This is a genomic window from Ulvibacterium sp. (assembly GCF_028285715.1).
In the GTDB taxonomy this organism is placed as follows: Bacteria; Bacteroidota; Bacteroidia; order Flavobacteriales; family Flavobacteriaceae; genus Ulvibacterium.
The window spans coordinates 327,408-351,945 of sequence record NZ_JANQOO010000021.1; the positions used below are offsets into that span (position 1 = coordinate 327,408).

At 37.1% G+C, this 24,538-nt stretch carries 19 protein-coding genes; 13 read left to right on the forward strand and 6 right to left on the reverse strand.

Features of this window, described 5'->3' with window-relative positions:
* Window positions 1-510: 510 nt before the first annotated feature.
* The 5 genes from Q0993_RS15500 to Q0993_RS15520 all read right to left on the reverse strand — a co-directional run bounded on the left by Q0993_RS15500 (window position 511) and on the right by Q0993_RS15520 (window position 7,226).
* Complete coding sequence (locus tag Q0993_RS15500) at window positions 511-2,181, reverse strand: FAD-dependent oxidoreductase (protein ID WP_299534681.1); 1,671 nt, start codon at window positions 2,179-2,181, stop codon at window positions 511-513.
* A 41-nt stretch (window positions 2,182-2,222) separates the two neighbouring features.
* The gene (locus Q0993_RS15505) at window positions 2,223-3,740 is read right to left on the reverse strand and encodes an arylsulfatase (RefSeq protein ID WP_299534683.1); all 1,518 of its coding nucleotides are present in this window, start codon (window positions 3,738-3,740) and stop codon (window positions 2,223-2,225) included.
* A 6-nt stretch (window positions 3,741-3,746) separates the two neighbouring features.
* Entirely contained in the window at window positions 3,747-5,429 is a 1,683-nt protein-coding gene (locus tag Q0993_RS15510; protein WP_299534685.1) for an FAD-dependent oxidoreductase, read from the reverse strand.
* Between the two features lie 180 nt (window positions 5,430-5,609).
* A complete protein-coding gene (locus Q0993_RS15515) occupies window positions 5,610-6,488 on the reverse strand; it encodes a DUF6268 family outer membrane beta-barrel protein (RefSeq protein WP_299534688.1) in 879 nt (292 codons plus the stop codon).
* A gap of 84 nt (window positions 6,489-6,572) precedes the next feature.
* The gene (locus Q0993_RS15520) at window positions 6,573-7,226 is read right to left on the reverse strand and encodes an NAD(P)H-hydrate epimerase (protein WP_299534691.1); all 654 of its coding nucleotides are present in this window, start codon (window positions 7,224-7,226) and stop codon (window positions 6,573-6,575) included.
* A gap of 505 nt (window positions 7,227-7,731) precedes the next feature.
* Here Q0993_RS15520 and Q0993_RS15525 point away from each other — a divergent pair.
* The 13 genes from Q0993_RS15525 to Q0993_RS15585 all read left to right on the forward strand — a co-directional run bounded on the left by Q0993_RS15525 (window position 7,732) and on the right by Q0993_RS15585 (window position 22,232).
* A complete protein-coding gene (locus Q0993_RS15525; protein ID WP_299534694.1) occupies window positions 7,732-8,478 on the forward strand; it encodes a CpsB/CapC family capsule biosynthesis tyrosine phosphatase in 747 nt (248 codons plus the stop codon).
* A gap of 555 nt (window positions 8,479-9,033) precedes the next feature.
* Entirely contained in the window at window positions 9,034-10,101 is a 1,068-nt protein-coding gene (rfbB, locus tag Q0993_RS15530; protein WP_299534696.1) for a dTDP-glucose 4,6-dehydratase, read from the forward strand.
* Window positions 10,102-10,104: 3 nt separating this feature from the next.
* Complete coding sequence (gene rfbA / locus Q0993_RS15535) at window positions 10,105-10,974, forward strand: glucose-1-phosphate thymidylyltransferase RfbA (RefSeq protein WP_299534698.1); 870 nt, start codon at window positions 10,105-10,107, stop codon at window positions 10,972-10,974.
* Window positions 10,974-12,413: a lipopolysaccharide biosynthesis protein gene (locus Q0993_RS15540; RefSeq protein ID WP_299534700.1), complete on the forward strand. Its 1,440-nt coding sequence runs from the start codon at window positions 10,974-10,976 to the stop codon at window positions 12,411-12,413. Before rfbA ends, Q0993_RS15540 begins: the two co-directional genes overlap by 1 nt.
* Window positions 12,410-13,492: a DegT/DnrJ/EryC1/StrS aminotransferase family protein gene (locus tag Q0993_RS15545; protein WP_299534702.1), complete on the forward strand. Its 1,083-nt coding sequence runs from the start codon at window positions 12,410-12,412 to the stop codon at window positions 13,490-13,492. Before Q0993_RS15540 ends, Q0993_RS15545 begins: the two co-directional genes overlap by 4 nt.
* A 3-nt stretch (window positions 13,493-13,495) precedes the next feature.
* Window positions 13,496-14,197 (forward strand): WbqC family protein, encoded by a 702-nt coding sequence (locus tag Q0993_RS15550; RefSeq protein WP_299534704.1) that lies wholly within the window; start codon window positions 13,496-13,498, stop codon window positions 14,195-14,197.
* Between the two features lie 229 nt (window positions 14,198-14,426).
* Entirely contained in the window at window positions 14,427-15,095 is a 669-nt protein-coding gene (locus tag Q0993_RS15555; RefSeq protein ID WP_299534707.1) for a class I SAM-dependent methyltransferase, read from the forward strand.
* A 258-nt stretch (window positions 15,096-15,353) separates the two neighbouring features.
* Window positions 15,354-17,066 (forward strand): hypothetical protein, encoded by a 1,713-nt coding sequence (locus tag Q0993_RS15560; RefSeq protein WP_299534710.1) that lies wholly within the window; start codon window positions 15,354-15,356, stop codon window positions 17,064-17,066.
* A gap of 56 nt (window positions 17,067-17,122) precedes the next feature.
* Window positions 17,123-18,229, forward strand: a complete 1,107-nt coding sequence (locus Q0993_RS15565; protein ID WP_299534713.1) for a TDP-N-acetylfucosamine:lipid II N-acetylfucosaminyltransferase — start codon at window positions 17,123-17,125, stop codon at window positions 18,227-18,229.
* 541 nt (window positions 18,230-18,770) lie between these two features.
* The gene (locus Q0993_RS15570) at window positions 18,771-19,703 is read left to right on the forward strand and encodes a hypothetical protein (protein WP_299534715.1); all 933 of its coding nucleotides are present in this window, start codon (window positions 18,771-18,773) and stop codon (window positions 19,701-19,703) included.
* A complete protein-coding gene (locus Q0993_RS15575; RefSeq protein ID WP_299534717.1) occupies window positions 19,666-20,844 on the forward strand; it encodes a glycosyltransferase in 1,179 nt (392 codons plus the stop codon). Before Q0993_RS15570 ends, Q0993_RS15575 begins: the two co-directional genes overlap by 38 nt.
* A gap of 168 nt (window positions 20,845-21,012) precedes the next feature.
* A complete protein-coding gene (locus tag Q0993_RS15580; RefSeq protein ID WP_299534719.1) occupies window positions 21,013-21,624 on the forward strand; it encodes a sugar transferase in 612 nt (203 codons plus the stop codon).
* The gene (locus Q0993_RS15585) at window positions 21,621-22,232 is read left to right on the forward strand and encodes an acetyltransferase (protein ID WP_367279623.1); all 612 of its coding nucleotides are present in this window, start codon (window positions 21,621-21,623) and stop codon (window positions 22,230-22,232) included. The genes Q0993_RS15580 and Q0993_RS15585 overlap by 4 nt, the downstream gene beginning before the upstream one ends.
* A gap of 297 nt (window positions 22,233-22,529) precedes the next feature.
* On the opposite strand, the gene Q0993_RS15590 is transcribed toward Q0993_RS15585, so the two are convergent.
* Window positions 22,530-24,131, reverse strand: coding sequence for an Ig-like domain-containing protein (locus Q0993_RS15590; protein WP_299534721.1), 1,602 nt, complete (start codon window positions 24,129-24,131; stop codon window positions 22,530-22,532).
* Between the last annotated feature and the right edge of the window lie 407 nt (window positions 24,132-24,538).

Here is a 24,538-nt window from a genome sequence, read left to right on the forward strand (position 1 = left end):
TATGGATTTTTAATTGCCTCCAGAAAGAATAAATTCAAAGCATACAATATATTTGGCCATACCACCACGAATACGAGTCTATGATAAGCTTTTTATTCAAAAACATATGAAGTACGCCCTAAGTTTTAAGAAAAATGAATGACGTTATAGCATTCCCGGATTTCTCTAGAAAATTGGAACGATTCAAGGAAGGCATGTAAGCAAAACTATTTTAAGGACATCACTCTTTAAAACTTCGATTATGTTGGGTGCGGGCCTATAAAAATAGGGCAACGAAACCAATGACTATTTTAAAAATCCCCCTTCAATCCTAACAGAATAAGTATAGTCCTTTTTGCCAAGGTCGCTTACAAAAAGATTTTTCAGGTTCATGTTTTTTAGGAATCTCTCCATGATCTTATCTTAGATTCTAGACTTTTTCGGCCTATAAAATCGTGTGGTTTAAGAATAGGTTCTTTGCTCAAGTGCGCTTTCTGCCGGCGCTCGCCCTACCCTACTTTTCAATGGCTTTCATCTCAATATTTGACCTTTCTCGGTCAATGCCTTGCTCAGCATTTCGTACTTCACCTCCTGCACCGCAATATCTTGTTCTATGGCCATGGATGCGGCTACCGCGGCGGACTGGCCCAAAATCATAAATACCGGTTCCATACGTATGGATCCAAATGCAATATGGGTTGAAGAAACACAAACGGGCACCAAAAGATTAGTGCATTCTTTCTTTCTGGGGACCAAGGAACCAAAGGCTATGGCATAAGGGCCATTGGTGCTTACACCAATATCGCCCTCATTTTGTACAAAACCGTCCTCTTTAACATAGCGCTGAACGTTATGGGAATCCATGGTATAAGACCCCATACCCACTGAATTGGGGGTGGGCCGCTTTTTCAACAATTCATTTTCGGTCATAACAAACTCCCCGATCATACGTCGTGCTTCCCTAACATAGATTTGATGCGGCCAATTGTCATTGTCCGTAAACTCATCCTTGGCGAGCCCCCATTTTTGCATTTCCGTTCTAATGCCATCAGGAACCCTGGAATCATTGGCCACAAACCATAATAGTCCCTTTTGGTATTGTTCGTGTTCCTTGATAATCTCTTTACGACGTTCGTACGATGCTTCTGGATACTCATAGTTCATCCCAATGTTGTCACTACTAAAGGGTCCATGATTATTGGTATCCGTCTTATGGTTTGGAATGGCATCAAATTTATTGAACCATCCGTCCCAACCCGTATCAAAAACCCTTCCCAAAAGCTCATACTGCAAGGAATCGTAACCCTCAGGTTTTGGGAAAGGTACCCTGTTTGGTTCGTGGTCGGTCATGCACATACGAAAACAATACGCCTGTATTTTACCATCCCCGCTATACTTTTCTCCGGGATGTTCATCGGATATCTTGGGCAAGAGTCCACTGGATGGGTCACCGGGAACTATATAGGGTGATATATCCGATTCGAACCAGTGCTTATGATGTAATACTCCAGTCTGTACCCCGTTCCATTCCTCACCGTAGACATCCGCCGCCTCACGCCCCACATGATAGCTTATCCCTGCCGAGGCTATAAGGTCGCCTTCATAGGTAGCATCCAAGAACACTTTTCCAGTATAGGTCTCTCCGCTCAAAGTTGTAATCGATACGATTTTACCATCAACTTTTTTCACGCCATCATCCCTATTCAACCATTCGTCCCTGTCCACTCGGATATCGTATTCCTTCACCAAGTCTTCAAAAACCTTTTCAGCCACATGGGGCTCAAAGATCCACATGGTACGGTTCTCCCCGTCCATGGCGGGTGTACCTTGCCCTTTATTCCCGTATTCTTCCTTGGGCTGCCATTTCCAGGCAACATCCGTATTGTAATGTTGCCATACCCGATGATAAAACTCCCTGGCCAAACCACCGATTACACTTTTATCCCCGGTATCAGTAAAGCCTAGACCACCTGATGATAATCCGCCCAAATGTACATCCGGGGAAACTACAATAACTGATTTCCCCGATTTTTTGGCCTCTACCGCAGCAATAACGGCTGCTGAGGTTCCACCATAAACAATAATATCGGCCCTATTGGAATCTGCCGTTGTTTCCTGTTTTTGTCCACAGCTCCATAACAATGATATAGTCCCTACAAAAACTATGATAATCAAAGTGAGGTCTATTCTATTCTTTTTCATCACATTTATTTTTTGTTTTTACCATTGCCATAGCCCATGGACTAAGGATTTACACCTGTATTGGAAGTCTTGCCGTGAAGGATTGTTTCGAGATGCTCCTTAAGTTCCCGGGCCAATTCCGGTCGCTCGGCAAAGCGGTTTTTAGATTCCGAAATATCATCTTTTAGGTTATACAATTCACTATTGTCATCTTTATCCGTAGGTTCAATATATTTCCAATCACCCTTTCTTAGACCATATCGATTTCCTGAGGATTGTACAACGACCGACTTTCGTATGTTTTCATCTTTCCCCTCCAATACGGGAAGTTGATTATAGCTATCCACCCCCATGTCAGATGGAAGGTTATACCCAACAACGGAAGCAAGGGTTGCCATTACATCGTTTAGGGCAAAGATTCGGTGAGATTTGGTGCTATTGGGAAAATGGCCGGGCCATCGGGCGATGAAAGGGGTTCGCACCCCCCCTTCCCAAACTGTTCCTTTGGTGCCGCGCAACGCTCCATTTGGATAATGTCCAGTATCATAATGCTCTTTTTTTGGAATACTTTTCGCGCTATTGGTCGCTCTTGTCAAATCGATATCCGAGAGCGTAACTTCAAAATGCGAGCCATTGTCACTGGCGAACATCACAATGGTATTATCCGTTAGGTCTAAACTATCCAGGGTATCCAATAGTTTGCCAATATAAGTGTCCAACTCATTTACATAGTCGCCATAAAGCCCGCCCTTGGTAGTGCCCTGGAACTCTTTGCCCACTGCCAAGGGAACATGGGGTACATAAGGGGCAAAGTATAGGAAAAAAGGCCGGTCTTCATTTATCTGGTGATGTCTTTGTATAAACTGTATACTTTTGGTGGTAATCCTATCGAGATACTGGTTCGAGGGAATAATCTCGATATGATCCTTATTCGGAGCGGAGTCGATATTGTAAAACTCGTGCTGCAGGGCGGCCACGATTTGTTTTTTATCTATAATCCAACATTCACTGGCGCAACTAAACCCATACCAATGTTGAAAACCGTGGTCTATAGGTCCTCCCGAGATGGGAAGATTTAAATCTAGGTTTGCCCCATTGTCTCCTGCTTTGAATTTTCCATAACCTGCCGGTCTTTTATCGTCCATGGTAGAAAAAGATGCACCTAAATGCCATTTACCGTAACCTGCTGTGGTATAGCCTGAATTTTGCAACATTTGGGGAAGAGTAAGTTGACCTTCTGCCATCATAGAAGGTTCGTAATTGGCCAAAACACCTGTTTTTTTCCAACTTCTAAAAGGATAACTGCCGGTCATTAGTGCAAAGCGGGACGGGGAACATACCGCTACAGGACAATAGGCATCTGTCAACAAAATGCCTTCGGATGCCAACTTGTCCAAATTGGGTGTTGGCACTAAGGAGTTTTCGTTATAGGAACCCAAATCCCCATATCCAAGATCATCTGCCAAAATAATTATAATATTGGGAGACTGTTTAAGAGACTCTTTCTTTTTACAGGAGAATAGAAGTACCCATCCCATTAAAAAGAGTGTTCCAACCAAATTAAATCTGGTCTTTGGCATTGAAAACTATTTTAAGCGTTGCCCATCTTTCACTAATTCTTTCTGCAACTCCCGATACGGGATTTCCTGGATTGCCATCCCCATATCAATAGCCAATGAGGCCGCCGTCGCCGCTGATTGCCCCAATACCATAAATACGGGTTCCATACGTATGGACCCAAAAGCGATATGGGTTGCGCTCAAACAAACGGGCACCAACAGATTTGTGCATTCTTCCTTTTTGGGTACTATAGATTTATAACTTATGGGATAAGGTGCCTTTACCTTACATTCCACATTGCCCTCATTCTGTACGAAACCATTGGCATCCACGTAGCGTTGCGTATTATGGCTGTCCATTCCATAAGCACCCAGACCTATTGGATCATTAGGTACATGAAGCCCTTCACAATTATGTTGGGTCATCACATAATCACTAATCATACGCCTTGCCTCCCGGATATAGAGTTGTTGTTGCCAACCGTCGGGTCTTTCAAATTCATCCTTTGCCGTTCCCCAACGCGATACCTCCTTACGCACTTTTTCAGGAATCCGTGGATGGTTGGCCAAGGTCCACATGAGACCCATTTGGTACTTGCGATGCGCTGCCACTATCCTTTCCCTTTCCGAATATGAAGCTTCGGGATAATCATAGTTTTGGCCAATGAAATCCGTTGAAAAGCCATTTCTATTGTTTGTATCCGTTTTTCTATTGGGCATACTGGAATTGATCCAGGGTACCCCGGAGAAACCCGCCTCATAATTTCGAAACAACAATTCGTAATCCTTTTCATCGTACCCCTCTGGTTTAACAAATGGGATTCGATTTTCAGGATGGTCTGTAAGGCACATACGGAAACAATACGCCTGTATCTTTTTATCTCCCGAACCCTCAAGACCTGGGGTTTTGTTCAAATTGGGCAACAATCCACTCTTGGAATTTCCCTTTCTTATATAAGGATCCACAGCTTGGACAAAATTGTGGTTGAATCCATTTCTGGAGACCACCCCTAATAAAGACGTATTCTTAATGTTGGCCTGTACCCCATTGAGCGTTTCTCCATATTGGTCATTGCTTTCCCGCCCGTAGGTGTAGGTTACCCCAGCAGAAGCCAAAAGGTCGCCCTCATAGGTAGCATCAATAAACATACTTCCCGAAAAGACCTTCCCACTTTCCATCTGTAGGGATAAGATTTTCCCACTTGCTTTTTTCACCCCGTTCTTTCGGTTTAGACGTTCATTGTAGACCAAGGTAATATCCTCCGCAGAAATCATATCTTTATACACGTTAAGCGCTGCGGAAGGCTCAAAAGTCCACATGGAATTTTCCCCCTTTTCCGTTCGGGTCTGCCCTCCATCCAGATATTCCGATTTTTTTTGCCACTTCCAATTCTTGGGATTGTCGTAATATGTTCTAATGTTTTCATAAAATTCCCTGGAAATGCCTCCAATAGCTACTTTGTTGCCAATGTCCGTTTGGCCCAATCCCCCGGTGGTTAATCCTCCAATTCGGTTTGTAGACTCTATGAGGATAACTGATTTTCCCATACGGCTACTTTGAATGGCCGCAGCTATTCCTGCAGAGGTGCCTCCATACACGATAACATCTGCGCTATTTTTTTGTTTTTGAGCACATAAGGATTGGGTGTTGCCAAATACCAACAGTGCAATAGTGGCAATGAAAAGAACTGTACCTGTAATTGGTTTCATTGGAACTCGTATTTGGGTTTTATGACTAATTTCTTCCGAGGCACCCAAAGTTAATTCTCTTTCAAAAAGGATATTAAAAAAGAAGTTTGGGGTGATGATTCACCTCTTTTTCAAATTTAATCCAACTTAAACGAACTCCAATGATTAAAACTCTGGATTCTGTTGGCCGGGACTCAAGGTCTAAATTTTGAAGCGAAGTCCGGTTCTCAGATACGCCGTGCTATTCTTGTCTATTCCTATTACCCTTCTGTTTTTCGAGTCCTGCAATTCCGCATTGCTGAAGAACACATTGGCCAAGGTACAAAAGAGTTCAAAATTCCGACCAAACTTAAACTCATAACGAATTCCAGCCACCACTAAGGATAAATTAATTCTCTCTGCAATTTCGTCATTTTCTAGCAGGAGTGGCTCTTGTATGTTTGCCGTAAAACCATCTAACTCAGCAGTAAGTTTGACCCTTGATTTTCTTGAAATATGAAATTGAAGATTCGTCCGCGGTATTCCTAGATTATAGGACCATTTGGGATGAAATTTTCGATAATAGCTGACAAAGGGAATAGGATAGGAAAACCCTCGATTTTGCGAATAGGAAATGCCTAGAATGAGTCTAAATGGTTTTTTGGCTTCTGTATCTTTCGTTTTGTCCTTTATAAAAACCAGGTCCGCCGCGAAAACGGCATCATCCAGAGAAATGTTCCTTACCAGATTTGAACTGAATCCCGGAGTAAATCTGGCCCCGACCCGCCAATCGGAATTCAACTTAAAGGTATAGCCAAGATTAATATCGAGCAGCTGAAAGTCCTGTATCACCTCAGTATCAAAAGTATCGATGCTCGAATCAAAGGATAACTCGATGTTGCTATAATCCAAGCCCAATAACAGGTAATTTCCCTCACTTATTTTAACGGGATAGCTGAACAATCCCCTTACTCTATGATAACCCACATTGGAAGTTCCCTTAGGGAGATAGGTATACTCTACTCGGGCCAAATCGGAAAGCTGACCGCAGGCCAATACACCATATAAAAGCAAAAAGAACAACGGGAACTTATCCTTCATCCAGATAGGTTTTGTTTCCCGCTAACAAAATGATATTGCGCTGCTTTTGAAATAATCTTTTTTTGTTTAAAGGTTTCGTCACTTTTAAGTCTTCAAGACCTGTTCTTCAAAAAATTTCGGCATTTTGATGCCAAATTTTTTGTATACCTCTTTTGGAATTCCAATATCGGCAACAAAAATATCAGTTTCAGCTGGAAGTACGTCCAAAATTTTTTTTGGAGCTGCCAAAGTCAATACCGTATTGGCCTGGAACATAGGCTTCGAAGTATCAATTGAAATTCCCGTGGGAATATCCAACGAGATCCTATGGGTGGCCGAAGCATTTGCCAAGTCTATTTTTTCTAAAAAGATTTGTGATAAAGGTAGGTGTTGGGAAAAACCCAGATAAGCATCAATCCAAATATCCGTGTGGGCCGGGGTACCTTCTTTTGCCCCGAATAACAATGCCCTTTTCAACTGTACTTTGGGTAAGTTTTTGGTTACCGGCACAGCTAAATCAAGATAAACGTCATATCCCCAAGCTGCCAACCTTCTTGCGGCCACAAGACCTCCACCCCCATTGTTTCCATTTCCGACACCTATGGTAATCTTGGATTCCTTTGAAACCTTATATGAAGTTAAACGAGCCAATTGCAATCCTGCATTTTCCATCATAAGTTCAATGGGTAAGCTGTACTTCTTAACCGCTAGATAGTCCATTTCCTTAAATGATTTCAAGGATAAGGCTTCAGTTTTCATGGAGATTGTTATACAGTTTAAGGAACATCATAACTTACATGTTTACAAATATAAAGATGGTGCTCAGTGTTCATCCCAACAGAGATCAATAATTTAGGTTTCATTACAGAACCTAAATTCGCATTTAACTTAAATGCCTAACCTAGCAGCCAAATCCATACGTGATGCGAATTAATATCGCGAAAAGTAATCATAACATTTGAGATTGACCAAAATTGTTATGTTGGGTCATTTTGTTTTTATTAAAAATAAGTAGTCTAAAAGTCACACCTTAACTTTTTGGCAGAAGTGAGGTTAATAGAGTTTTTAGCGTAACTTTGGTGAAGACTTATTGTATCAACTTGATCAAGGAATGAAAATCATTCTCTCAGATTTTTAAAACAAAGGATTTCATCCTAATATCCAGAATGCCCATACCTAAATTTTTATATTTTATGAGTTTTCATTAGATCATTAAAAAATATGGCCAACTAGTAGAAGTATAATTTTTCCCAAACCCAATGCTATGTTCACTTTTTTTGCAAAAAAGAATTTTCTTGTTGACCACCTAGAGGGATTTATAGACATTCATAATCATATTTTACCGGGCATTGACGATGGTGCTAAAAATATTGAGGAATCCATTTCTTTAACTAAGGGATTTGCAGAGTTAGGCATTTCGAGCTTTATAGCCACCCCGCATATAATGCACAATTACTACGATAATAATCGGGAAACCATCAACGATTCACTGTCGATTCTAAAAAACGAGTTGTTAAAAGAGGACATGAAAGATATCTCCTTACGGGTAGCAGCTGAGCACATGATAGATGACAATTTTGAATCGATTTTGGAGAGCGGTGATATTATGCCAATAGAAAGTAGCTACTTATTAGTAGAAATGTCATACTTGCAAGCATCGATTAATTTTGACGAAGCCATACAAAAGATAAAAAAGCAGGGGTATTTTCCAATCCTAGCCCATCCGGAAAGATATTTATATTTACATGAAAACCTCATAAAACATAGCGAATACAAGAAGCAGGGGGTTTTGTATCAGTTGAATCTATTATCCCTTGGTATATATTATGGTAAACAAGTAAGGCGAATGGCCTTTAAATTGTTGGAAGAAGGCCTATTTGACTTTGTTGGTTCCGATATCCATAACCCTAGTCAATTGAACGGTCTGAAAGAAGTACAAGTAAATTCCAAAATAACAGAGATTTTGCAACCAATTCTGGAGAAAACCAACCTTCTTTTTAATGACTGTTAGAATTTCCACCAATTTTTGGAAGTCTTGCATTTATTATCCATTAATCAAAATGCAATGGTACCATATATTCCTTCCCACGTAAATGGAATAATGAAATTTTTATGAATTTAGCATTGTCCTAAAATGGGGAAAGCTCCATTTTTAGGGAAGGCCACACATAAATGGCCTCGATCATTATAACTAAGGGCAATTTATACTGTTGCGAAGAGTCTCAAATAATTTTTAAGATCAAAACATGGTTTAACTTTAAAAAATCATTTAAACGATTAAGCGGGAAAGAAGAATTTATAAGAAAATTGTGCAGATTATATTAATTTTTAAGTGTTTAGTCGAAAATTAAAGTACAAACCTCTTCAGGTACAATATCTTCGATTCAAGTTTTTAAAGTTTTTTTTAAGAAAATAAGTGTTTTTTAGGAGAAATGTAATTTAGGGAAGAAAGAAATATAATTCCGTCTAATTCATCCTTTTTACAAATAAATTTGATTAAAAAACGTTTGAAATAAAATCAAACTTACAGCGCTATAATGTATAATCCAACGAAATTGCACTAGAGATGATTGATAATACTAATTCAAAAAAGAACATATTGGTCACAGGCGGAGCCGGTTTTATTGGATCCCATGTTATCAGAAGATTTGTAAATAAGTACCCAGCATATCATATTTATAATTTAGACGCATTGACCTATGCTGGAAATTTGGAAAATCTAAAAGAAATAGAAGGAAGAGATAATTACACTTTTCTCAAGGGCAATATAACGGATGAAAATTATATTGAAACTATTTTCAGGAAGTATCGTTTTGATGGAGTTATTCATTTAGCTGCGGAATCACATGTTGACAGATCGATAAACGACCCTCTGGCCTTTGCAAAAACTAATATTTTGGGTACCATGACACTCCTAAATGCCTTTATTGAATTATGGAGGGAAAATTGGCAGGGGAAACGATTTTACCATATTAGTACGGATGAGGTTTACGGCACCCTAGGCGAATCCGGCTTATTTGAGGAAACTACCCCATATAATCCCAATTCACCTTACTCTGCCTCTAAGGCTAGTTCCGATCATTTTGTCAGGGCGTATGGAGAGACATACAATCTACCCTATGTAATTACCAATTGTTCAAATAACTACGGAGCCAACCATTTTCCCGAAAAGCTGATACCATTGTTCATAAATAATATTATACATAATAAGCCGTTACCAGTTTATGGAGATGGGAATTATACCCGAGATTGGTTGTATGTTGTTGACCACGCCATTGCCATCGATCTTGTTTTCCATAAAGGCATAGACAAGGAGACCTATAATATTGGCGGTTTCAACGAATGGAAAAATATTGATTTGGTAAAGCTGCTTTGCCGTCAGATGGACGAAAAACTAAATCGTGAAAAAGGGAGCAGTGAGAAACTGATAACTTATGTTAAAGACCGGCCGGGACATGACCTGCGCTACGCCATTGACGCCTCCAAAATTAATAGGGAATTGGGTTGGCGTCCAACGGTGACCTTTGAAGAGGGGCTTTCAAAGACCATTGATTGGTACTTGGTCAATGAGGAGTGGTTAGGTAATGTGACCAGCGGAGCGTACCAAGAATATTATGAATTACAGTACAAATAAGGTATGAAGGGAATAATTTTAGCAGGGGGGTCAGGTACAAGATTGCACCCATTGACATTGAGTGTCAGTAAGCAATTGCTGCCTATCTATGACAAGCCCATGATATATTATCCTTTGTCAGTCCTTATGCTTGCCGAAATAAGGGAGATATTGATAATTTCAACTCCAAAGGATTTACCAAACTTTAAAAAATTATTAGGGACTGGCAAACAGTTTGGTATTCAATTATCATATGCTGAGCAACCATCTCCGGACGGTTTGGCACAGGCGTTTACTATAGGGGAAGAGTTCATCGGCGATGATGATGTTTCATTAATCTTGGGGGATAATATATTTTATGGGGCAGGATTACAAAAATTGTTGCTTAAGGCCATAAAAATTGTGGAGGAACAAGATAAGGCAGTTGTTTATGGTAATTATGTAACGGATCCTGAGCGCTATGGTGTGGTGGAATTTAATGAAAACAAAGACGTTTTGAGTATTGAGGAAAAGCCGAAAAATCCTAAATCCAAATATGCAGTAGTTGGATTATATTTTTATCCTAACAGTGTGGTAGAAATTGCAAAGAATGTAAAACCAAGTGATAGGGGTGAGCTAGAAATTACTTCAATAAATCAGGAATATCTAGATCGGACACAATTAAAACTGGAAATTTTAAGTCGTGGTTTTGCCTGGTTGGATACAGGTACCCATGAGGCTTTAACCGAAGCCACAGAGTTTGTTAAAGCTGTTGAAAAAAGAACAGGACTAAAGATTGCCTGTTTGGAAGAGATTGCTTTAAATTATAAATGGATAGATAAAAAACAACTAAAGCAGAGGATTTTTAAACTTAAAGGTGAATATTACATTTATCTACAAAATTTACTGGATTAATGTCCTTAAAACAAAAAACAATATCCGGTGTCGTTTGGAGTTTTGCCGAGGCATTTTTTTTAAAAGGACTTTCTTTTATAACGATGATCTTTTTGGCTCGTTGGTTAGGGCCGATAGATTTTGGTCTTATGGGAATGATTGCGGTATTTATCCAGATTGGCACTTCTTTAGTTGATAGTGGGATGTCTTCCTCTCTTATTAGGACCAAAAATACAGATGATTCCGATTTTACTACGGTATTTTACATGAATATGGCAATTAGCCTGCTGGTATACACTCTTATGTTTTTCACGGCTCCATATATTTCATCTTTTTATGGACAAGTGGTCCTTATTGATATAATTAGAATTTATTGTTTAACCTTTATTGTATCAGCTTTTTCTGCAGTACAATTGGCAGTATTAACTAAGGAAATGCGTTTCAAAAGGATGATGTTATTAAATGCCCCGAGCATCATTATCGGCGTTAGTGTAGGCCTTTTCTTAGGCTATAATAATTATGGCGTTTGGAGTATTATAACTATGTATATGACCACGCAAATTATATTATCATTATTACTTTGGATAACTGGATCATGGAAGCCTAACATAAACTTTTCGATAGAAAAGTTAAAATATCATTATAATTTTGGCTACAAAATTATGTTAACGGGATTACTGGATGTAGTTTATAAAAATAGCTATAATATTATTATAGGAAAATATTTTCCTGTACAGACACTAGGTCATTATGAACGGGCTAGACGATTTACGCAATATCCTTCACAAACAATTACTGATATCGTAGGTAAAGTCACCTACCCAATGTTGGCTCAATTGCAAGATGACACAACAAAATTGTCAGTAATTTATAGGAGTTTACTTCGTATAGCTTTTTTCATTATTGCCCCTTTAATGTTGGGGTTGGCTGCTATGGGAGAACCATTGATTAACTTGGTACTAGGGAGCGAATGGCTACCTGCGGTTCCCTATTTCCAAGTATTGAGTTTGGCAGGGATGTTATTCCCTATTCATGCTTTTAATATTAATGTGTTAAAAGTATATGGTAGAAGCGACTTGTTTTTAAAGTTGGAAGTAATTAAAAAAACAATCCTTGCGATAGGCATAGTAATTGGTTTACAATTTGGGGTTATTGGCCTGGTTTGGAGTGGTGTAATTGTTTCCGTCATCGCTTTGCTTATCAATACATATTATAGTAGTAGATTAATAAACTATAGTACGAAGCGTCAATTATTGGATATGCTACCAATTTTACTAGTTGCTGGTCTTACTTTTTTATTGATGTACTATTCAGTTTATTTATTTATCGATTATAGCGATGTTGTACAAATGGCTTTCGCTTCGGTGATAGGAATTACATTTTACCTATTGATTCATTCTTTTTTTAAAGAAAGCCCTTTGTATGAGCTATTAACATTTATTAAAAACCGTAAGTTATGATACCCGTAACCTTACCCTTTTTACCACCCAAGGAGGACTATGATATTTTATTACATGGGATTTGGAAACGTCAATGGCTCACCAATATGGGTCCATTGGCGAGTGAATTGGAAATGAGCCTTAAAGAGTATCTTAATGTTAATCATATATTATTCGTCACCAATGGCACTATAGCGCTCCAAATGGCTATTAAGGCATTGGATTTGAAAGGTGAAATTATTACTACGCCCTTTACCTATGTGGCTACTACCAGTAGTATTGTTTGGGAAAATTGCCGCCCTGTTTTTGTAGATATCGATCAAAAAAGCTTGAATATTGATCCGGAAAAGATTGAAGCTGCTATTACTGCGAAAACTTCGGCAATTCTAGCAACCCATGTTTATGGTAATCCATGCGATGTAAAGGCTATTGAAAAGATAGCGACTAAACATAAACTTAAGGTAATATACGACGCTGCCCACGCCTTTGGAGTTCAAGTCAACGGTACATCTATTTTCAATTTTGGTGATATTTCAACATGCAGTTTACATGCAACAAAGTTATTTCATTCAGGTGAAGGTGGCTTGGTGATTACCAAGGATTCAAAGTTGTTAAAGGAAATGGCCCATATTCGCAATTTTGGGCATGATGGGCCAGAAAAGTTTTACAATTTGGGAATTAACGGAAAGAATTCAGAATTCCATGCTGCAATGGGATTGGCAAATTTTAATTTTATTCAAGCCATACACGATAAACGCAAATTGTTAACGGATCGCTATGATGAAAAATTAAGGAATTTCAAAGCAATTAAACCCTTATGGCATAAGGATTCTAAACCCAATTATGCATATTATCCGATTGTTTTTGAAAATGAAGAGTTGCTATTAAAGTGTATTGATTTCCTTAAAGCTAATGAAATATTTGGGAGACGTTACTTTTACCCGTCTTTACCATCCTCATTACCATATATAGAGACAAAACCACTTAAGTGGGCAAATGATATTTCTAAACGGGTATTTTGTTTGCCACTATACTTCAATCTTACGGTGGAGGAAGTGGATCTGATATGTAGACTGTTATTAAGGGTGCAAAATAACTAAGACATGAAGGTAGGTATGATGCAACCGTATCTATTCCCATATTTGGGATATTTCCAACTTGTGAATGCTGTTGATGTATTTATTTTTGCAGATGATGTAAATTTTATGAAGGGAGGTTTTGTCAATCGCAATAAAATTTTGTTCCATCAAGAGGAACGGTATGTAACTGTACCTTGTGTTCAAAGCCAAAATAGGCTAATAAAAGAAATACCTATTTTTAAAGAAGCGAAGAGATATCCTAAAAACATTCTTCGTACTATTCAACAAACCTATGCGAAAGCACCTTTTTATAGAGATGTTTTTCCAATAATTGAATCAATATTCAATTCGGATGTAGATAGCATATCCACATTGGCTTCATATTCAGTAGAATTGGTGTCAAAATATTTGAAAATAAACGTAAATTTTAAGTTTTCCGCTGCGTCATTTAATCATACAAAAGGTCAGGAAAAATCTATTCGATTAATAAATATAACCAAGGAATTGGGTGGTGACACTTATGTAAATCCAATTGGAGGAAAGAAATTATACGACAAGGAGTTTTTTGAAAACCAAGGTATTAAACTAGTTTTTTTGGAGTCTGAGGCAATAACTTATCCTCAGTTTCACGAAAATTTTATTCCAAATTTATCTATAATCGATGTTATAATGTTTAATTCTAAAGAAGATGTCAATAAGCTTCTTAATAAGTACAGACTTCTATGATTGCAGACCCTAAATATTTGGAATTAAAAAGATGATTTTAAGTAATGCATAGTATTCAAAAAATAACCGGACACAATACGTAATATAAGAATTGGGATTTAATAAGTTAGGCAATGGCTGTAGCTCGTATCGAATACATTGTAACATGGCTCAGAATTGCTCCTCAATCCCAAGCTTTTAATATTGCTACAGTTGTCCTAAAGAAATTATTTAAATAAATAAAAGAGTTATGAGTAGACTAACAAATTTATATTATACGTATTTCGTAAAACCTGTTGTAAAAAAAGTCAATACCAGAGTATCATCTGGAATTCCAATATTTGAACTCTCTAAAATTCATATCAAGAATACCAAATTGTTAACGACAAGAAAAGAATTGTTGGAACTCCTGCCCAAAGGTGGTATAGTAGCAGAGTTAGGTGTTGACGAAGGTGAATTTTCAGAATCAATTCTTAGAATTAATAAACCAAAAAAATTGCATCTTGTAGACTTTTGGGGAAGTAAACGATATAACCAAGATAAACGAAGAAAGGTTGAAACTCGTTTTAAAAAAAATATTGAAGCGAATAATTTGGAAATCAACTTGGGTTTTTCAACTGAGGTTGTCAAGGGATTTCAAGACAATTATTTTGATTGGATTTATATTGACACTTCACATTCCTATAAAACAACAATTGAAGAATTAGAGTTATATGGAAGTAAGATTAAATCAAATGGTTTTATTGCTGGGCACGACTATGTAATGGGCAATTGGAACGGAATGGTACGCTACGGTGTAATAGAAGCTGTTTATGAATTTTGCGTTAGGTATAACTGGGAAATAGTATTCTTGACAACTGAATTGAATGAGAGTCTAAGCTTTGCAATAAAAAGAATCACTTCAGACAGCAAAAGCTAAAAATGCATTAAAACGCATTTTACACAAAACGTTCGAATCGATTCACCTACGATTAACTTTAATCCCTTGGTGTGTAGCCTTCCCTAAAAATGAAGGCTTCCCTGTTATTCGGACAGTATAAAAATCAATTATTTTTATACCATGTATTATATGTGCCGCATTATAGGTTGTTAATCAAGAAAATGGCCGAAGTAAGCTTGAAAGAGTGTACATTAGTGTTCTTTTATATGGTTATTAAACAATTTTTAAACTTAATATATGAATGGATTCAACATTTCAATAGGTTCAATTGGCAAAATAGGTAAGTCAAGAGAAACTCAAACCAATAAGCATGACATTATAGCATATAAGGATATTAGACTTAATAATTTTTCGAATAACAAATTTGAAAATGATAATTTATTTGTGGAAACAATTGATTATATAATTGTTTTAAAAGGAGTCATTTTAAATAAAAAAGACCTATTAAAGCCATCCTTAAATTGGGAGGATACAGTCAAAGCATTGTACCTGAAAGAAGGAAATGGATTTTTCAAAAAGTTTAGGGGAAGTTTTTGCGGTGCATTTTACAATAAAAAGGAAGACAAATGGATTGTTTTTACGGATCACATCGGTTCAAAAGCACTTTATTACTATAAAAAGGGGGAAGTCTACTTTATTTCAAGTGAAATAAACGAAATATACGCTTTCTTAAAAGACAACAACCTTTCATATAACCTTAATATTGAATCTGCATATAATTTGTTGAGTTATGGTTTTATGTCAGGGGATAATACATTGTGTGATGATATTCATAAAATTATGGCTGGAAATTATCTCTGTATTCGAAAGGGCAGGGCTGAAATGATAAATTATTATAAACTACCTAAATCAAGACTTGAAGGGAATGTAAATGAAGATGAAATAATTGAAACGCTGGATATAAAATTTAGGGAAGCGATTCGTCTGCAATTTGAAAAGGACAGGGAATATTCATACAAGCATTTAGTCACCTTGAGTGGAGGTCTGGATTCTAGAATGACCTCTTGGGTTGCACATAAAATGGGCTATGTAGATCAACTTAATCTAACCTTTTCCCAAAGTGATTATTTGGATGAGACAATTGCAAAAAAAATTGCCACCGATTTAAAACATGAATGGATTTTTAAGGCACTGGATAATGGAACATTTTTAAAGGACATTGATGAAATCAATAGGCTCACGGGAGGTAGTATTCTATACTATGGGCTTGCCCATAGCAATAGTATATTGAAGTACATAAATTTTGACAATTTAGGATTAGTTCATACAGGGCTACTGGGAGAATATGTTATTGGTTGTTTTATTCCCCGTTTATACAAAGATGATTTGAAAACATTTGGAAGAAAATATTCCAGGACGCTGGAAAATAAATATTCTACTAGCGAATCTTTCAAATCATTTGAGGATCTTGAATTGGCACTTATATATCAAAGAGGATTTAATGGCACTAATGAAGGGAATAAGATTGTACAAATCAGTTCCGAAAGTTTGTCACCATTTTACAATGTGGATTTTTGGGAGTATTGTAGGTCAATACCTATTAAGAATAGGATGGATCATCGTATTTATCAAAAATGGATTTTATCAAAATATCCAGAAGCCGCGAACTATAAATGGGAAAAAATCAATGCTAAACCATCTATTAACCGATTATCAATCAATTATAAAGGCAAGCAAGTTCCGATAAAAAAACTCCCTTCGTCCATATTGCAGAAATTGGGCTTGAAATCACTTCCTAAATCAACTAAAAATCATATGAATCCTTTGGAATATTGGTACAACACAAATAATGATCTTAGGACTTTTCAGGATACTTATTTTGAAGAAAATATCCATCGTATAACCGATGCAGGTTTGAAATCTGATTGTCAAAATCTTTATAATTTAGGCAATGCTACTGAAAAGAACCAAGTACTGACGCTTCTCTCCGCAATAAAGCTAAATTTTTAAACGCAGTTAAAATTTGGTTATTTAAATAAATAATAAATTGTAGATTATTACGACCTATGAAAAAAGTTATCCATATTCACTCAGATATTAAATTCATATTAGATAACGAAAGGTATTTGGGCGATTTTTTTGATAACGAATTAATAATTTTGGATACTAAAAATTCAGTTAATAAGGAATATCATTACAAAGCCCTATTTTTTGAGCCTAGTCCAGAGAACTTAAACAAAATTGTAGCAATAGTCAATACCGTGGATATACTCGTCCTCTACAATTTAGACTTTTTTAAAAGTCAAATTGTGAATTGTGTGGATAAAAGAGTTAAGATTATCTGGCGTTTTTTTGGCACTGAGTTATATACGCGTAAACTCCATCTGTATCTTAGCCCAAAATCCAAACCTTTTATGATTTCCAAATTGATTAAGGGAAAGATAAAATATTTTTTTCGTTTCTTTTTTGGTAAAGAAAGAATGTTTTACAAAGCGGTAAGACGTTCAGACATTATTACGGGTATTTTTGAAGAAGAGTATGAATATTTAAAACAACATTTTAGTTATCTACCGAAGTTTATACCACTTTCTTTAGATAATCAAATACATTGTAAAAAGATTGATTTCGATTCGGAATATCCCAAAAAGAATTGTTTGGTCATAGGTAACAGTAGGTCATATTACAATAACCATTTAGACATTTTGGAATTGGCAGGGACATGTAATCAACATAAGAAAATAAATATTACATTACTATTTAATTATGGCGCAGAACAGGCCTATACCAATGAAGTACGGAGAAAGGCTGCTGTTTTGCCACAAGTTGATTTAATAGAATCTTTCATTCCATTTAATGAGTTTATAAGCTTTTATGGGCAAATAGCGGCCGTTGTTATCAATAGTTATCGGCAACTGGCTCTTGGAAATATTTTCTTGGCATTTTATAAAGGGGTTAAGGTTTATCTAAATAAAAATAATCCTACATATTTGTGGCTCAAAAAAGAGGGGATGTTTATCTATGAGGTAGAAGATCTTAAAAACGATTTAGAAACTGGACAGATTTACTTGGCCAAAAAGGAAATACTTCATAATCTAAATTGTATGAAAAATCTTGAAGACTCAAAAACTACTCTTAATTTCCAATCACAGATAATTCAGGTATTGGATAAATAGTATTTAGGAAGAATACAATAATTTTAATAAAAAAAGAGAAAATAAATAGTTCTACAAATTTAGGTTGGGGATATTGTTGAATATTTGCTTGTTACTTCTTTTGAAAATGAAAATTCATCCTGCAAATTATTGGATTTGAGTTACAAAAGAGGTAATGTCCTTATGGGTTGGGTAATTTTATACAAAAGAGTGAATTCTAATTCTCATTTCAGAGATAAAACTTAATATTTAGATGCATATAATCTTCAATCGGTTATTTTATTTTACGCTATTCCTAGGCCTTTTTTTACCCACGAATAGCACTTTCTTTTTGCCATTGCCTGGGGTGTTATTGAGTATTAATCATTTCGCCTTTATTTTATTGCCCATAATCAATTTATTCTGTTATTCTCAGAATAGTGCAATAGTCAGAAACATTCGGTTAAAAAGAAATATTGTTCTTTTGATTATAGTTACTGTCTTTACTGAAGTTATTGTTAAGAACCTTATGTACGGTCAGTCGTTTGGGGACAGTTTTAAGACCTTAAGGTGGGGATTGCCTATGTTTTCATCCCTAATTCTAATTACTCAAGGAATAAGGGCCGATATTAGAATCGTATGGAATACGCTATTATTTGCAATTAGTGCTTCCGTAATAATATCTGTCCTTTCTTTGGTTATTAATCTGCCTATTTACTACGAAATGGAAAGTGGCGCTGATGTATTAACGGAAACTCGTGGAAGATTGGGCAATGCGAACTTCTTTTTCGGGTTGATAGGCATGTATCTATTAATTCAAGACAGGAATAATTGGTATAGTAAGGGAAAGTTGGTTAAAATCACTGCCATTCTGAGCATATTTGCGCTTATTCTAACTTTTAACAGAACCTTCTTGGCCCTATTATTTCTTGAGACCATTTTTTTATTGTGGGTCAAATTTGATGCCAAGAAGTTTCGAAAAATCGTATCATATGGCATTCTGGTATTGCTGATTTTTTTTGGTGCATATTCCACTAATGAAACTATGAGAAATCAGATGGATAAAAGAATCTTCTCAATACTATTAGGAGAACAATCTATCGCCGAGGAAACTATCGAAGATAACAGAGACATAATATACTCCGCTGTGATAGAAAAAGTGACATCTGGATATTATGTTGTTGGATTGCCTTTTAAAACTCCAATATTTACTTGGCCCCCACGCTGGTCAACTGACGTAGAAAGGGATATTAGAGTCACCGATACGTCTGCTTTCACAATCCTGCTAAGATATGGTATCATACCTTTACTATTGAGTTTGCTTATTTTAAAGCAACTATATTCGTTTTCAAACAATCTGTTCTTTAGAACTATTCTGATCTTATACCTAATTGCTTCTTTAAACCTTGATATTATCTTACGGCTGAACTCAATTTTATTTATAGCATTAATTTTCTTTATCACAAGAGCTCAAATTCATGAACAAAATAGTATTCATAGCGAAGACGGATATTAATACGGACGGCAGAATTTTAAATGAATTAAGAATTCTAAAGGAATGGAACAAGAATATGGAAGTTGATCTTATTGTGTTTCCCGATAAAAAGGTGACCATTACTTTTGACGATTCCATTAGGTTACATCAAATTAACAACAGGCTAAGACATAATAAGTTTTTAAGGCTTTTTACCGTACTTGAATTTACTTATAAGGCTTTTAGATTATTAAGAAAATTGAAGCCTAGTATTATTCATGCCCAAGATTCTGCAATAATTCTTCCGGTACTATTGTACAAATTGTTATATCCCAAAAATCTATATTTAATTTATGATGATCATGAGGTGCCAAACGAAAACGAATCCTACTCTAAAAAAATCGTGGATGCGTTGGAAAATTTTTTGATACGAAATTCTGATGCGGTCATAATGGCAAACAAGGAGAGAATGGTCTATTTAAAAGAAAGGTTACAACTAACAAATAGTCTTTCATATTTTTTGAACCTACCCTATTTTGACTATAGTCCCGACATAGTCACGTCGTCATCATTGGAATCAAAATTGGGGGAACTGCAACAACTAAAAAAAGCGGGTACCCGTTTTATAATTCATCAGGGGCCCCTAAAAATTGAAAGGGGAAGACAAAAAATGGCGGAATTTTGCAAAAAACTGCCCGAACCTTATGTAATCCTCTTATTGGGAGGTACGGAAACGGACTTTATTAAATTTAAAGAGGAATATGGGCTACAAAATGATAAATTCCTTTTTATAGGTCAGGTTAACTACGAAGTATTACCTTTATTCTGGAAAAAAAGTTGTGCCAGCATCGTAATGTACCTGCCCACATACACGAACAATAGACTTTGTGCGCCCAATAGGATGTATTTATCCTATTTTCTGGGTCTTCCGATTATAGTGAATAAGGATAACCCAGTATTACATAGTTTTATAATCGATTATAGAGCAGGAGCATTTATTGAAGACTTTATGACAAATCCTGACATTGAATTTTTTAACCAATTGAATACCCTGGTAATTGAAGACACCTCCAAAGAAAGCCTTCTTACTAAAGAAAAGAACAAATTAATTGATTTGTATTCAGGTGTGATAGATAAAATGAACTCGGCCAAGCAAGAGAATTGGTTGACTGAGCGAAGCTAATTGCTTAAAATTTTGATTTGTACGCCGGGAATCTATAAAAGAATTTAGTAATATGGGCAGAACGAGATAAAATATGTGGGTGCAAGGAAAAATTGCATTCAATGAATAACTTATATTACAAAATGTCATCAAAAGAATATCTTGGTGGTATAAACACAGCTTAAGCCTATGATTTCCTATACAAATCATGTAAAAGTAGTATTGGACGTTTTAGTCGCATTTTTGCTCTTATCCATATTCAGTCCTATCCTGATTATTTTGACTATCGGGTTATATTTTGCTAACAACGGGTCTCCTTTTTTTTTCCAACTCCGTCCGGGGCAAAACGGAAAGCTTTTTAGTATCATCAAGTTTAAAACTATGACGGACGAACGAGATGCCCAAGGAAAGCTCCTGCCTGATTCAGAGCGGCTTACACGTTTAGGGAAATTGGTCCGTAAATCTTCTTTGGACGAACTTCCTCAGTTGCTCAACGTGCTTAAAAGTGATATGAGCGTTGTTGGCCCTAGACCTTTGCTGCCGGAGTATCTGCCCCTTTATACTAAAAATCAGGCTAGACGCCATGATGTACGGCCCGGTATTACCGGTTGGGCCCAAGTAAATGGTAGAAACGCCATAAGCTGGGAAGAAAAGTTTGATTTTGATGTTTGGTATGTAGAAAACCAATCTTTTACTTTGGATTTAAAAATACTTTTATTCACCATCAAAAAGGTGTTTGCCCGCGAAGGGGTAAACCAAACCGGGGAAGCGACCGCCACACCTTTTAAAGGAAACCTATGATCAATATTTATGCGGCTAGCGGGCATGCCAAAGTTGTACTCGATATTGCAAAATCTATAGATTTACCAGTAGTAGGGGTTTATGATGACGATGTCTCCCTTCAGCAGATTGCTGGGTTTCACATTCAACAACCTCAAAAAGGGGTAAAGATTCCTAATATCATCATTGCCATAGGTAACAACGCTGTAAGGAAAACGATTGCACAGGGAAAAGACCTTACTTTGGCAGCCGGTTTGGTGCATCTTTCCGCACAAGTAGGGGGTGCGGTCTTTATTGGTAAAGGCAGCGTAGTGATGGCCAATGTAGTCATTAACAATTCGGCAAAAATAGGTGAAAACTGTATCCTTAATACTTCATCTGTTGTTGAGCACGATTGTGAATTGGAAGACTTTGTGCATGTCTCCCCAAACGCTACCTTGGCGGGCGGGGTTAGCGTAGGGGAAGGCACCCATATAGGGGCAAATGCGGTCGTAATTCCCGGTATAAAAATCGGGAAATGGGCGGTTGTTGGAGCAGGTGCCGTTATCCTAAGGGATATTCCGGATTATGCAGTTGTGGTGGGCAACCCAGGAAAAATAATAAAATACGGGGGAGAAAAACGTGGATAACCCTAAATATGACTTTTTTATTCCCATAGGGGAAAGCAGTTAGGGTATGTAATAAAAGTCTTTCATACCAATTGGGCTGCTCCTTTGGAACTTAACATCCATGGGTTTGAAGAGGATTTGAAACATGTTTGGAAGTTAATATATTTAGTAAAGGTACTGCCTCTCTTCATCTGTGGTTGATTTATTCCTGCGTGGTACAAAATGATGAGGTTATCTAACGAACGTGCCTTTTGTGGTAGTGTAGCCTTCATCCTAAATGTAGTCTTCTCCTTCTCATATAAGACCCGTAATATCGGTTTAATCTATGGTTGGACATGCCTCAAAAGGCATATTTATTTCTGTATATGACATAGTCGAAGGTGCGAGCACCGTTGATTTGCCGTCCGCATAAGTATTATTTGTGTCCAACTTAAAAGTACCGCTTACGGAACCTAAAGCCTTAATGGTATTGGTAGTGCCAAAAGTAGTATTAGCTATGGTAAGGCTTTCTAGACCACCGAACGCGGTAATTCCGTTTGCTTTCCATCTTCCACCGTGTCCACCTGTAAATCTGCTGTTTCTTATCTCTGCACCGGCAGGGCCGTTTTGGTTCTGGATTAAAACCTGTGTATACCAAGAGTCAAAAGGGTCATCGGGATGTCCCTCAAAGCTGCATCCGCAGACCAGATTGTTTGTAGAACCGGTTGCACTACTGCTTGAAGCAATTACAAACAACCCTGCTGGATTTAAACCTCCCTTAGTAGCAGAAACCAGTTTTGGATTGTCATTTGCGGCCGAAACAAATGTTGAATTTATCCAAGTGGTATTACCTATAAAACTCTTTACAGTCCTTCTTTGAGCATCCCTTACGGAAATGTTCTCGAACCAAAAGGACAGGGGTGAGTTACTTGTATCAAAACCGGGCGAATTAAGGGTTATACCACCTGCATCCTCGCCCCAAAGCCTAAAGAGGTCAGAATTTTTATATACAATTTGCGTAGTTTGGCTTGGGGTTTCTTGTGCACTTACCAAAAATCCATGTACCATTCCGGGGTTATCACCCGAACTTCCGTTGCTATTAACACTTTCAAGATTATGGATGTTAACGTTATCGAACACAGATTGACCATATATACCTGGTTCATCGTATACAAGAATCCTTATTCCATTAGCATTGTCATGGATAACATCGTATATCTCTATGTTTTCAAAATGCACTCTCGACTTAATATCTATTGTACTGCCGGATTTATCGTTACCATCTATTTTTAGATTTCTTATAGTGGTCAATGAATTGCTATATTCTCTTTTATCAATGAAAAGCATCCAATGAACGTGCCCATTCCTGGTGATGGTGGAACCATTTAAATCGATGATCTGCGCCATGTTTTGGTCTAAGACAAGACTGCTGCTTATCAAATAGGTCTTATTAGGGTCCGAAGTAATGTCCGTTTCATTATCGAAGGCACTCTGTATTGCAGCAGTGTCATCGGTTATCCCATCCCCCACTGCACCGTATGATTGCAGGCTTGCTGCTTCGGGATTTTGCCTGGAGGAATTAACAATTACATCACCCTCTGACATTGTCGCAGTACCATCTCCATTATCCACCTCTACCGTATAAGTAAAAGTATCGGCGGTTTCCTCAGCATCGTTGCTGGTATCTGGGGAATTTGGAGTATCCGGCGTATAGGTAATTGTGCTATTGTCATTGAGGGTTACCGTACCATTATCGGGTTGGGTTACATCGGTTATTGTGGCAGAATCCTCTTCATCTATACCATCGTTGGCTAGAACATCCAACGTGGTACTTCCGCTGAGGGAAACAAAAAAGAAGTCGTCAACAACAAAACGACCCTGAATCCGGGTATCAGCAACTACGTACTCTGCCAACAAATCGGAGTCTTTGGAGCAAGACATACTTGACAATAAAATAATAAGAAGAGGTAACACTTTCAGTGGGGAGTTAGTGTCCAATATCATGATAGGTTAAGAATTTTGTAGGTTTATTTTTCTATTTGGGTTAGATAAATTTATTTAAAAATTCTACGTCCTCGATAAAATTCATTTTTTTTTCGATGAACTGCATTTTTTTATTACTACTGTACGGATGAACTTGTTGTTTTGGATGCCCAGATATTCTTTATTCGATGAACTGTAGTTTTTTTTAACATTTGTTTTACAAAACATGAAGTCCATGTCCGCTTTCTATGTACCCATTTATACGGTAATGTAATCTAGGTAGTCCCCTTTTTTTGAATTGAGGTAATTCAATTCATGACTTAAATTAAAAAGTTGATTTCTTGATTTAGCATCCCGAGGTCAGT

Bases quoted from the DNA above. Each gene is read 5' to 3' on its own strand.
- Q0993_RS15500 (WP_299534681.1), bottom strand. From the start codon at position 2,181: ATGAAAAAGAATAGAATAGACCTCACTTTGATTATCATAGTTTTTGTA.
- Q0993_RS15505 (WP_299534683.1), bottom strand. From the start codon at position 3,740: ATGCCAAAGACCAGATTTAATTTGGTTGGAACACTCTTTTTAATGGGA.
- Q0993_RS15510 (WP_299534685.1), bottom strand. From the start codon at position 5,429: ATGAAACCAATTACAGGTACAGTTCTTTTCATTGCCACTATTGCACTG.
- Q0993_RS15515 (WP_299534688.1), bottom strand. From the start codon at position 6,488: ATGAAGGATAAGTTCCCGTTGTTCTTTTTGCTTTTATATGGTGTATTG.
- Q0993_RS15520 (WP_299534691.1), bottom strand. From the start codon at position 7,226: ATGAAAACTGAAGCCTTATCCTTGAAATCATTTAAGGAAATGGACTAT.
- Q0993_RS15525 (WP_299534694.1), top strand. From the start codon at position 7,732: ATGTTCACTTTTTTTGCAAAAAAGAATTTTCTTGTTGACCACCTAGAG.
- rfbB (WP_299534696.1), top strand. From the start codon at position 9,034: ATGATTGATAATACTAATTCAAAAAAGAACATATTGGTCACAGGCGGA.
- rfbA (WP_299534698.1), top strand. From the start codon at position 10,105: ATGAAGGGAATAATTTTAGCAGGGGGGTCAGGTACAAGATTGCACCCA.
- Q0993_RS15540 (WP_299534700.1), top strand. From the start codon at position 10,974: ATGTCCTTAAAACAAAAAACAATATCCGGTGTCGTTTGGAGTTTTGCC.
- Q0993_RS15545 (WP_299534702.1), top strand. From the start codon at position 12,410: ATGATACCCGTAACCTTACCCTTTTTACCACCCAAGGAGGACTATGAT.
- Q0993_RS15550 (WP_299534704.1), top strand. From the start codon at position 13,496: ATGAAGGTAGGTATGATGCAACCGTATCTATTCCCATATTTGGGATAT.
- Q0993_RS15555 (WP_299534707.1), top strand. From the start codon at position 14,427: ATGAGTAGACTAACAAATTTATATTATACGTATTTCGTAAAACCTGTT.
- Q0993_RS15560 (WP_299534710.1), top strand. From the start codon at position 15,354: ATGAATGGATTCAACATTTCAATAGGTTCAATTGGCAAAATAGGTAAG.
- Q0993_RS15565 (WP_299534713.1), top strand. From the start codon at position 17,123: ATGAAAAAAGTTATCCATATTCACTCAGATATTAAATTCATATTAGAT.
- Q0993_RS15570 (WP_299534715.1), top strand. From the start codon at position 18,771: ATGTTTTCATCCCTAATTCTAATTACTCAAGGAATAAGGGCCGATATT.
- Q0993_RS15575 (WP_299534717.1), top strand. From the start codon at position 19,666: ATGAACAAAATAGTATTCATAGCGAAGACGGATATTAATACGGACGGC.
- Q0993_RS15580 (WP_299534719.1), top strand. From the start codon at position 21,013: ATGATTTCCTATACAAATCATGTAAAAGTAGTATTGGACGTTTTAGTC.
- Q0993_RS15585 (WP_367279623.1), top strand. From the start codon at position 21,621: ATGATCAATATTTATGCGGCTAGCGGGCATGCCAAAGTTGTACTCGAT.
- Q0993_RS15590 (WP_299534721.1), bottom strand. From the start codon at position 24,131: ATGTCTTGCTCCAAAGACTCCGATTTGTTGGCAGAGTACGTAGTTGCT.